9 protein-coding genes are annotated in these 10,363 nt (G+C 29.8%); 6 read left to right on the plus strand and 3 right to left on the minus strand.

The features are described 5' to 3' along the window. Positions 1–460 precede the first annotated feature (460 nt). Positions 461–2,773: an AAA family ATPase gene (locus RH99_RS16285; RefSeq protein WP_010240722.1), complete on the plus strand. Its 2,313-nt coding sequence runs from the start codon at positions 461–463 to the stop codon at positions 2,771–2,773. A gap of 68 nt (positions 2,774–2,841) precedes the next feature. Beyond that, complete coding sequence (locus tag RH99_RS16290; RefSeq protein WP_010240723.1) at positions 2,842–3,750, plus strand: fused DSP-PTPase phosphatase/NAD kinase-like protein; 909 nt, start codon at positions 2,842–2,844, stop codon at positions 3,748–3,750. 51 nt (positions 3,751–3,801) lie between these two features. On the opposite strand, the gene RH99_RS19400 is transcribed toward RH99_RS16290, so the two are convergent. The 3 genes from RH99_RS19400 to ychF form a co-directional block, all read right to left on the minus strand. Then, positions 3,802–3,969: a hypothetical protein gene (locus RH99_RS19400; RefSeq protein WP_010240725.1), complete on the minus strand. Its 168-nt coding sequence runs from the start codon at positions 3,967–3,969 to the stop codon at positions 3,802–3,804. A 32-nt stretch (positions 3,970–4,001) separates the two neighbouring features. Beyond that, positions 4,002–4,124 carry a hypothetical protein gene (locus RH99_RS19965; RefSeq protein WP_279374521.1) on the minus strand — a complete coding sequence of 41 codons (123 nt, stop codon included), beginning with the start codon at positions 4,122–4,124 and terminating at the stop codon, positions 4,002–4,004. 368 nt (positions 4,125–4,492) lie between these two features. Further along, positions 4,493–5,590, minus strand: coding sequence for a redox-regulated ATPase YchF (gene ychF, locus RH99_RS16295; RefSeq protein WP_010240727.1), 1,098 nt, complete (start codon positions 5,588–5,590; stop codon positions 4,493–4,495). A 526-nt stretch (positions 5,591–6,116) separates the two neighbouring features. Here ychF and mraZ point away from each other — a divergent pair. The 4 genes from mraZ (at position 6,117) to RH99_RS16315 (ending at position 10,357) form a co-directional block, all read left to right on the plus strand. After that, complete coding sequence (mraZ, locus tag RH99_RS16300; protein WP_010240728.1) at positions 6,117–6,545, plus strand: division/cell wall cluster transcriptional repressor MraZ; 429 nt, start codon at positions 6,117–6,119, stop codon at positions 6,543–6,545. Positions 6,546–6,579: 34 nt separating this feature from the next. Continuing rightward, a complete protein-coding gene (gene rsmH / locus RH99_RS16305; RefSeq protein ID WP_010240730.1) occupies positions 6,580–7,512 on the plus strand; it encodes a 16S rRNA (cytosine(1402)-N(4))-methyltransferase RsmH in 933 nt (310 codons plus the stop codon). A gap of 19 nt (positions 7,513–7,531) precedes the next feature. Then, positions 7,532–8,023: a hypothetical protein gene (locus tag RH99_RS16310; protein WP_243441510.1), complete on the plus strand. Its 492-nt coding sequence runs from the start codon at positions 7,532–7,534 to the stop codon at positions 8,021–8,023. A 135-nt stretch (positions 8,024–8,158) separates the two neighbouring features. Beyond that, positions 8,159–10,357 (plus strand): stage V sporulation protein D, encoded by a 2,199-nt coding sequence (locus tag RH99_RS16315; RefSeq protein WP_010240734.1) that lies wholly within the window; start codon positions 8,159–8,161, stop codon positions 10,355–10,357. Positions 10,358–10,363 lie beyond the last annotated feature (6 nt).

A 10,363-nucleotide genomic window follows, 5' to 3' on the forward strand; every position in this document is an offset into this window, starting at 1 on the left:
AAAACGTTCCTAAATATTAATAAGAAGAATATTAATATAGTATAGAATTTATAGGAAAGATATAAAATTACAATGTTTATCTTCTTATTGAAAAATAGAGTAGTATTTCTGTAAATGATCTATAGATTGTTATTGTTGAAATTAACTGTTAGGCATGTGAAAATAAATAGTAAGTCAAAGATGCGACGAATATTTTGAATTGAGCAAGGAAGCAGGTTCCAAGGATAGTGGGCTATCTGAGGGTTCTGCTGACGCAGTAGAACTGCAAATGCATGGCTTACTTGGCGTTGAACTCCCCCTTGAAGAAAAGTAGAGAGCCCAAATTTTAATTTGGTGCGAATCACTTTCACAGAGTGCGTGGGATACTTACGCCAAGTTAGTCAGGTCAAAATAGGCTAGCATACTGACTAGTTATTTATTTGAATATGCCTTAACTAATAAGTAATGAAAGGGGAGTAGTATGAAGAGAGAATTAACTCCTAAAGATGTTATATATAAGATAGATATAAATAATAGTAAAGATAATTTTAATAATAGTATTATGCCTCAATACAAGGATATATACGATAAGATGAAGCAGATAATCGACATTGATAAATATGGATATAATATTTATATAGTGGACGAATTTAATAAAGAAAAATTAAATGATATTATACAATATATTAAAAAGTTATATGTTAAGAAAACCAATCCTAAGGATATTTGCTATGTGGTAAGTGATAATGAAAAGATACCAAAAGTTATCTTTATGGATAATGGAAATGGAATTTCATTAAAAAGAGCTGTTGAAGAAATCAAAGAATTATACAAAGATTTTATAGATAGTTTTTATGATAATAGTAGTAATGATAAGGAAAAAGAGGTAATAATAGATAAGATACAGAAAAAGAAAAATAAATTAATAGATGAGCTTATTGAAAAAAGTCATAGTGAAGGCTTTGAAATAAAAACCACTGAAGATGGGTTTAGTTTTATACCTATGAAAGAAGACAAGAAGTTAATGACAGAAAATGATTATGACGTATTAAGTGCTTCTGAAAAGGATACTATTTTATCAAAGATAAAAGAACTTAGGGTTCAATCAAAGAATATACTAGAAGAACTTAAAGTCATTGAGGACGTAGAGATTGAAAAGATAAAAAATATATTTAGAGTGTATTTTGATACCAAATTAAAGAGTAAAAAAGATGAATATTTTGAGAAATTTAAAAATAATAAGGATGCTTATTCTTATATAGAAACTATATTTGAAGATATAGAAAAAAATGTAGTAGATAATTACAGCATAAATTATGATGAAGATGAAGAAAATATTATAAATATTATATCTAAGTATTATGTAAATGTGCTTGTTGATAATAGTGAAAATATAACAGCACCAGTTATTTATGAAGATGATCCTAATGTAAACAATCTTATAGGAAGCATTGAGTATGAAAATCATAACGGTAATTATGTAACAGATGTAAGTCTTATAAAAGCTGGATCCATTTTAAAGGCAAATGGAGGATGTCTTATAATTAGAATGGATAATTTAGTAAATAATCCTTCCGCCTATTATTATTTAAAAAAGGCATTATTAAATGAAAAAATTAGTTTTGACTATAATAGAGGATATTTAGAAGCCATTTCTTTAAATGGATTAAATCCAGAACCAATAAATATAGAGGAAAAAGTTGTTGTTATTGGTGATTATCATACCTACCAGATGTTATATAATTATGATAATGATTTTAAAAATATATTTAAAATAAGAGCGGAATTCAAACCAGATATAAAGATAAATAATGAGAATAAGTCAGTATTCTTTAAATATATAGAAGGTTATTCAAAGAATAATCATATTGAAGCTATATCAGAAGAAGCTATTAATAAGATAGCTAAGTTTTTATCTAGGAAAGCAGAAAGCAGAAATAAATTATTTCTTGATTATATAGAGATAGATAAAGTGTTAATGCTTTCTAATAATAATGCTAAGAAGAATAAGAGAAATGGAATTGAGGCAGAAGATATAGATAAATATATTAATAGTAACAGTGAATTTCAAGATGAAATTTTTGAAATGTATAAAGAAAATAAGATTTTACTAGATGTGACAAGTAAAAAAATAGGGCAAATAAATGGATTGTCTGTAATTGATGCGGGGTATATAATTTTTGGTAAGCCTAATAGAATAACTTGCACTTGCTACAAAGGCGATGGGAATATTATTGATATTCAAAAGGATAGTAATCTAAGTGGAAGTATTCATTCAAAATCAATCAACATTCTAAAGGGATGGATAAACAGTACTTTAGGTGATTATAAGAGATTGAGTGTGGATTTTCATTTGTGTTTCGAACAGGTTTATGGACAAATAGAAGGGGATAGTGCATCTGTAGCAGAAATATTAGTTATGATTTCTGCTATTAGCAGAATACCCATAAGACAAAATATAGCAGTCACTGGTTCCATAAATCAATTTGGTGAAATACAACCTATTGGTGGAGTTAATGAAAAAATCGAGGGCTTTTTTAACGTATGTAAAATATTAGATGATATTGAGGGAAAGGGTGTTCTAATACCATCAAGTAATGCTGACAATATAGTTCTTAATGAAGAGGTTGAAGATGCAGTAAAAAATAATAAGTTTCACATTTACACTATGGAAAATATAAATGATGCTATGGATACAATGATGGGAGAGGGATCTCTAAACTCCTATAAAATTATAAAATTTGCAAAAGATGAGATGGATAAATATAGAACTGGTTCTGAAAGTAGAAAATAATGAATATTCAAATCTAAATTGCTCATAATAGTTATAAACAAAAATTTATTATGAGTAAGGGGATTTTTATGAGAAAAAGGATAAGAATATTTTGGTTGATTTTTTTTGTATTTATTTTTGCTTCGGGGTATATTTTTAGTAGTACTAATGTAATAAAGGCATTTGATAATAAGGAGTTAAAACTAAGTATAAATGCCCATAATACTGTTACGTTACCAAAAAATTTCAGAAAGACCACGGATAGTAATAAAATAAAAGATATTGATAAGTCTATTAATCTAGAGGGATTAAATAAGCTTAATATATCTGGGAGTGCTCAATTTTCTGAAAAGGGATTAGCTCTTGCAAAGGAAAGTATTGGAGAAAAAGTACCAATAACTGTAGTGGACTTAAGAGAAGAATCTCATGGATTCTTAAATGGAAATGCAATAAGTTGGACGGATGATCATAATAAGGCCAATAAAGGCTTAGTGGAATCTCAAGTTCTAGCAGATGAAAATGAAAGATTAAAAAAACTTTCTGAACAAAAGACTGTTAAAATTAAGAATACAACATTTGATGTTAAAACTGTTGAAAATGAAGAGTCACTAGTTAAAAGACAGGATATGTCTTATGTTAGAATACTTGCAACCGATAAAGAAGCACCATCTAATGAAGCAGTAGATGAATTTGTAAATTTTGTAAAAACTTTACCGGAATCCAGTTGGCTTCATTTCCATTGCAGAGCAGGAAAGGGCAGAACCACAAGTTTTATGGCTATGTATGATATGATGAAAAATGCCAAGAACGTTTCCTTTGAAGATATAATAAAAAGACAATATGTATTAGGTGGAGAAAATTTGTTAAAGAATACTACTATAGAGAATCTTAAGGGAACTAGAGCAAAACTCTTAAAGAGTTTTTATGATTATTCTAAACAAAACAATGATAATTTTAATACTAGTTGGTCGGAGTGGATTAAGAATAATGCTAATTAAATGTAAAAGAAACACTATAAATTTTATGGTGTTTCTTTTCACATGCCTAAATTATTCATCTATTATGCAGATGTTATTTTTTTCAGTAGCTACATAAAGACAGCAAGGATGTTGTATACAAAAAATATAGGCCACATCCTTATGCATGTATTTCACCACACCATACATTCCGTTCCATTCGTTATCATCATTTAATCTTACAATACTTCCTATGTTCATTAGCGTTTTCTACCTTCCTACTATGAAATATTTTAGTGATCTTTTTCTTTAAGCATCATGGATTCTATTTTTCTATCTGCAATACTTGAAGCTCTACATAAAGATAATGTAGTCAATATAAAAAATATTAATATGGATGCTATTAAATATCTCATGTCATCACTCCTAATAAATTTCTTACTATTTATTATATATGGCCAATTATAAAGTTTTTAATACAATAAATTGAAAAATTAATAGAAATGATATTTTTTTAAATCAAAATAAGCCTTTAAATAGTTTATTTATCTAAAAATAATAGGTAGAATAAATAAACATAATTAAAAGCTTATTAGTTCAATATTTAAGGTTAGGCACATTCAAATAAATAACTAGTCAGTATGCTAGCCTATTTTGAATTCTACTGCGTCAGCAGAACCTTCTGATAGCACCACTATCATCAGAACCTTTTTCCTTGTATAATTCAAAATATACGTCGCATCTTTGACTTGTTATTTATTTTCACATGCCTTAATATAAAGGGTTATACATTAAATCTAAAGTTTACTACATCTCCATCTTTCATTATGTATTCTTTTCCCTCTAATCTAAATAACCCCTTTTCTTTTGCGGCAGATTCTGAGCCACAATTAACTAAATCATCATAGGATACAATTTCAGCTCGGATAAAGCCTCTTTCTATATCAGTATGAATTTTACCAGCAGCGCTTGGAGCCTTAGTGCCATTAGATATGGTCCATGCTCTTACTTCATCAGCACCAGCAGTTAAGAAACTCATTAACCCAAGAAGTTTATAACTAGAATGTATTAGTTTATCAAGACCAGATTGATCAAGTCCATACTCAGAAAGCATTTCTTTTTCTTCCTCTTCAGTTAACGTTGAAAGCTGTTCTTCAAGACTTGCACATACAGTTACAACTTCTGAATTTTCTGAAACAGCTAATTCTTTTACTTTTTTTACAAATTCATTTTCATGATTTCCTGAAAGTAAATCATCTTCTGAAATATTTGCAGCATATAAAACTGGTTTTGAAGTGAGTAAAAATAATTCTTTTACAAAAACATCTTCATCTTCTGTTAGTTCTAGAGTTCTAACAGGTTTACCAGCTTCAAGATGACTCTTTACCCTTTCCATGATTTCCATTTCAGCTTTAGCTTTTTTATCTCCTGAACGGGATAATTTTATTGATTTTTCCATTCTTCTTTCAAGTACTTCCATATCAGAAAATACAAGTTCAAGACTTATAGTTTCAATATCACGTATAGGGTCAACGGAACCTTCCACATGAACAATATTTTCATCCTCAAAGCATCTTACAACATGAACTATGGCTGCAGACTCTCTTATATGGGATAAAAATTTATTTCCAAGACCTTCTCCCTTACTAGCGCCTTTTACTAAACCTGCTATATCATAAAACTCAATGCTTGCATGAATGTTACGCTTTGAGTTATACATTTTCTCCAAAACATCAAGCCTTTTGTCAGGAACATCAACTACACCTACATTTGGTTCTATTGTACAGAAAGGGTAGTTAGCTGATTCAGCACCTGCTTTAGTAATGGCATTAAATAAAGTGCTTTTCCCAACGTTTGGTAAACCTACAATTCCTAATCTCATTTATGTACATTCCTTTCTTCCGTTTACTATAATACTTCCTAATTATACTCTAGAATACTATCAATTTCAATTTATTAATTCCTACTCAAATTTTGAAGAAAATCACATAATCAAAATTTTTAAGATTTTCTGTAATGGGATCTTAGGCATATTCAAATAAATAACTAGTCAGTATTCTAGTCTATTTTAAATCCTACTGCGTCAACAGAACCATTAGATAGCCCACTATCTTTGGAATATGTTTCCTTGTAGGCTTCAAAATATACGTCGCATCTTTGAATTACTATTTATTTTCATATGCCTTGTATAAAATAACCAATGTATAGAGATATGAACTAAAATTTACTAAAAAAATTAAAAAATATTGATTATAAAGAAGGATTTCTTTATAATATTATAGAATAGTAGAGTAAAGTGGTTTTAAGTGGTTGAAAGTGGAGTAATATATTTAAAAGAAATAGTAAGGCATATGATATTTGAATGTGCCTAGGTGGAGAAAGCCTAGAATAGCAAAGAGGTGTAGAAGATGTTCATAGGAGAATATCAGCATGCCATTGATAGTAAAAATAGAATGATAATTCCTTCAAAGTTTAGGGAAGAACTAGGCATTGCTTTTATTTTGACAAAGGGTTTAGATGGATGCCTCTATGCTTATACTATGGATGAATGGAAAGTGCTAGAAACAAAATTAAAAAAATTACCACTTACTAACCGAAATGCCAGAGCATTCGTCAGATTTTTCTTTTCAGGAGCAAATGAAATAAGCGTAGATAAACAGGGAAGAGCACTAGTTCCACAAAATTTAATAGAATATGCTTCTATTAATAAGGAAATAGTAAGTATAGGAGTTTCTACAAGAATTGAAATTTGGAGTAAAGAAAAATGGAATGATTATAATGAATCTGATATAGATATGGATGGAATAGCAGAACAAATGAGTGAACTTTTGATTTAGTATTTATTTGAATAGGACCTGGAGGAGATATAGCATGAGTTTTAAACATATACCAGTTTTACTAGATGAATGTATGGATGGCTTAAATATAAAAGAGGATGGAATTTATGTAGACTGCACACTAGGTGGGGCAGGACACTCTAGTGAAATACTTAAAAAAATTTCAAAAAATGGTAGACTGATTGGAATAGATCAGGATACAGATGCACTTAAAGCAGCTTCTGAAAAATTAAAGGATTACAATAATGTAACTTATGTTCACAATAATTTTTACAATATAGAAGAAATACTTTCTGAATTAGATATTGATAAGGTAGATGGTATTCTAATGGATTTAGGAGTATCCAGTTATCAATTAGATGAGGCAGAAAGAGGATTTAGTTATATGCATGATGCTCCACTAGACATGAGAATGAATAGAGACAATAGTCTATCAGCTTATGAAATAGTTAATAATTATGAAGAAAATGATTTGTATAGATTAATTAGAGAATATGGAGAAGAAAAGTTTGCAAAAAAAATAGCTTATTTTATTGTAAAGAGAAGAAAAGAAGAGCCTATAAAAACAACTTTTCAATTAGTTGATATTATTAAAGCTGCTATTCCCGCTAGATTTAGAAGAGAAGGACCTCATCCTGCAAAGAGAACTTTTCAAGCAATACGTATTGAAGTAAATAAAGAATTAGAAATACTAGATAAGGCTATAGAAGATGGAGTTAATAGATTAAATAGTGGTGGAAGAATAGCAATAATTACATTTCATTCCTTAGAGGATAGAATAGTAAAGACAAAATTTAAAAAGCTTCAGGATCCTTGTGAATGTCCAAAGGATTTCCCTATATGCGTTTGTGGGAAAAAACCTGAAATAAAGATCATAACAAGAAAGCCAAAAGAAGCTAGCGAATACGAACTAGAAATAAATCCAAGAAGTAGAAGTGCTAAATTAAGAATAGGGGAAAAACTTTAATTTTAAATTATTTAGAGGGGTGAATAAGTTGATAGTAACAGATAAAAATTACATAAATAATGGGAACACGGCATTAGCACCAGAAAGGAAGTCTTCTGAAGATAAAAGATATAAAGTAAAGCAAGAGGAAAATGAAAAACTACGTAAGTTAAGGCAGTCTAAACTTAGAAGTCAAGCAAAAGTAATGATTGGCATAGCTTTAACTTTTACAATAGGTTTTACCGTAGTTTACAGATATTCCAGTATATATAATATGGAAAAGAATTTGTCTGCTGCTACCATGGAAAATGATAATATGAATAAAAACAATGAAAATTTGAAATTGCAATTAATGAAAAATAGCCAAATACAGATTATAGAAGATAAAGCTTCTAAACTTAATATGGTTAAGTCAGATAAGAATCAGGCAGCTTATGTAGACTATAACAGACAAACTCTTAAATCCAATAATACAGTTGACAGCAAAAAACAAAAGTCAATTTTTCAGCAAATAAAAGACAAGCTTTTTTAAGCTTCATTGATAGTATATATATTTATTTGCTCAATAAAAAAACATAGCTAAGAAACTTTTAGTTATATTTTACTAAGATATCTAATAACTATTAGTAATGAATAAAAAACTAGTAGTTTAATGGAGGTATTTTAGTTGGGTAAAAAAACGTATAGAGATCATGTAATAATAAAAAACAGATTATTTTTTATATTGATTATTTTTATTATAATGTTTACTCTTCTCGTTTGCAGATTATTTAAAGTAAATGTCATTTTGTCTCCAAAATATAAACAAATGGCGATTGATCAGTGGACAAGCGAAGTAAAGATATCAGCTAAAAGAGGTAGAATACTTGACAGAAATGGTCAGGAGTTAGCTGTTAGTGGTAATGTTTATAGAATTGATCTTGATTTAAGTACTATAAGAGCATATTTAAATAGTACTAAAAAAATGGATATGAATACTTTAACTCAAAAATTAGCTGAAGCTACTGAAATGAAGACAGAGGATGTAAGTAAACTATTAAATTATAAACTACCCAGTGGAAAACCAGCTGGTTCTGCTACTTTAACTAGAAGAGTTGAAAAAGATGTAGCGGATAAAGTTTCACAGTTAAAAGTTAATGGCATTATAGTTTCTCCTGATACAAAGAGATACTATGTAAATAATAATTTTTTATCTCAAGTAATTGGACATACTAATTCTGATGGTAAAGGATTAACAGGAGTGGAACTTGAATATGATAAATATCTAGCTGGTGAGCCTGGAAAGAGAATTGCTGAAATAGGTAGAAATAGTGCGGATTTGCCTTATACTATTTCAGATTACACAAAGCCTGTTAATGGAAAAGATGTTGTACTTACTATTGATCAAAATATTCAAGAATTTGCAGAGAAGAGTGCACAACAGGCACTTAGCGACAATAAAGCAAAAGCAGTATCTATTGTAGTTGAAAATCCTAAGAATGGAGAAATCTTGGCTATGGTAAATAAGCCAGATTATAATCCTAATGATCCTTGGGAAAAGGGTAAAAGTTTTAATGAACTTCAAAGTGAATGGAGAAATAGAGCTGTTAATGATGCCTATGAGCCAGGATCAATTTTCAAAGTTATAACTGCAACAGCAGCTATGGAAGAAAAAGTGGTTAAAGAAAATGATCAGTTTAACTGTAGTGGAAGCATTACAATTGCAAATAAAATAATACATTGCTGGAAGCGTACAGGACACGGTCAAGAGAGTTTTGTTGATATAATAAAAAATTCATGCAATGTAGGATTTGCCACTTTAGGACAAAGGCTTGGGCCTGCTAATCTTAATAAATGGATAACTAAATTTGGCTTTGGGCAGAAGACAGGTATTGATCTACCAGGAGAGGCAAGGGGTATAATTAAACCTACAAATAAGATAGGACCTGTTGATTTAGCTACTATTGCTTTTGGTCAAGCAAATACGGCTTCCATGGTTCAATATTTAAGTGCATTTAGTGCAGTGGCTAATAATGGAACATGGATTAGACCACATGTAATGAAAAAAATAGTTAATTATGATTCAAATAATAAAGAAATTGTAGATAAAGATTATGATGATTATGATGATAAAAAGGTAGTAGATGAAAATGTGGCAAAAGAGCTTCGTGGATATCTTGAAAAGGTAATATCAGAAGGTGGAGGTAAAAAGGCATTTATTGATGGATATCATATTGCAGGAAAAACTGGAACAGCACAAAAGCCTAATCCTAATGGAGGCGGTTATGAATCCGGCAAATATGTAGCGTCCTTTGCCGGAATGGCACCAGCAAATGATCCAAAGGTTACTGTAATGATATCTATAGATGAACCAGATCCTTCAAACTATTATGCAGGACAAATAGCGACTCCAGTTGCAAAGCAGATGTTTAGTGATATATTTAATTATCTTAATATAAAGCCAGATGCATCTAGTGATGATGTTACAAAAAGCATGCTAAAAGATGTAGTAGTTCCAAATGTAAGGGGAATGAAAAAAGCAGACGCACAAAAAATATTAAAAGATAATAATTTAACTTTTGATGCAGACCAAAATGGAGATTATATAACAAATATTACTCCTTTGCCAGGTGCAACTGTTAAAGAGGGAACAAAAGTAATACTTTACACTGGAAGCGACCCAAACTATAATAGTAGTGATGTAGAAGTACCAGATTTGAATGGCTTAACCAAGGATAAGGCATCTCAGATACTAGAAGGATTAGGTTTAAAGGCAAACTCTGGGGGAAGTGGATTGGTATCTGATCAAGATATAGCAGAAGGTACTAAAGTCAAAAGGGGAACTACAGTTAATTTAGATTTAGAAATTTTGAGCGATAATGATTGAAGCAAG

This window comes from Clostridium arbusti SL206 (assembly GCF_000246895.1).
Taxonomy (GTDB): Bacteria; Bacillota; Clostridia; order Clostridiales; family Clostridiaceae; genus Clostridium_I; species Clostridium_I arbusti.

What these genes read in the sequence shown, in the direction of transcription:
- RH99_RS19400 (WP_010240725.1), bottom strand. Translation starts at nt 3,969, where the DNA reads ATGAACATAGGAAGTATTGTAAGATTAAATGATGATAACGAATGGAAC.
- RH99_RS16285 (WP_010240722.1), top strand. Translation starts at nt 461, where the DNA reads ATGAAGAGAGAATTAACTCCTAAAGATGTTATATATAAGATAGATATA.
- ychF (WP_010240727.1), bottom strand. Translation starts at nt 5,590, where the DNA reads ATGAGATTAGGAATTGTAGGTTTACCAAACGTTGGGAAAAGCACTTTA.
- RH99_RS19965 (WP_279374521.1), bottom strand. Translation starts at nt 4,124, where the DNA reads ATGAGATATTTAATAGCATCCATATTAATATTTTTTATATTGACTACA.
- mraZ (WP_010240728.1), top strand. Translation starts at nt 6,117, where the DNA reads ATGTTCATAGGAGAATATCAGCATGCCATTGATAGTAAAAATAGAATG.
- RH99_RS16290 (WP_010240723.1), top strand. Translation starts at nt 2,842, where the DNA reads ATGAGAAAAAGGATAAGAATATTTTGGTTGATTTTTTTTGTATTTATT.
- rsmH (WP_010240730.1), top strand. Translation starts at nt 6,580, where the DNA reads ATGAGTTTTAAACATATACCAGTTTTACTAGATGAATGTATGGATGGC.